Consider the following 255-nt stretch of genomic DNA (forward strand, 5'->3'; position numbering starts at 1 on the left):
TTCGAACCCCTTCCAGGTCGCCAAAATAAAATATAAGAAATGCTGGTGTGGCTCAACGGTAGAGCAGCTGACTTGTAATCAGCAGGTTGTAGGTTCGATTCCTATCACCAGCTCCATGTAAAATTAATACGGAGGATTTCCCGAGCGGCCAAAGGGGGCAGACTGTAAATCTGTTGTCATCGACTTCGGTGGTTCGAATCCACCATCCTCCACCAAAAAAATGCGCGGATGTGGCGGAATTGGCAGACGCACTAG

At 48.6% G+C, this 255-nt stretch carries 2 tRNA genes; both read left to right on the forward strand.

Annotation, left to right across the window (positions count from 1 at the left end):
• Positions 1-41 precede the first annotated feature (41 nt).
• Positions 42-116, forward strand: a tRNA-Thr gene (locus tag KGF45_RS19860).
• 14 nt (positions 117-130) lie between these two features.
• Positions 131-215 (forward strand) — tRNA-Tyr (locus KGF45_RS19865).
• Positions 216-255 lie beyond the last annotated feature (40 nt).

It is taken from the genome of Clostridioides sp. ZZV14-6154 (assembly GCF_020657785.1).
GTDB lineage: Bacteria > Bacillota > Clostridia > Peptostreptococcales > Peptostreptococcaceae > Clostridioides.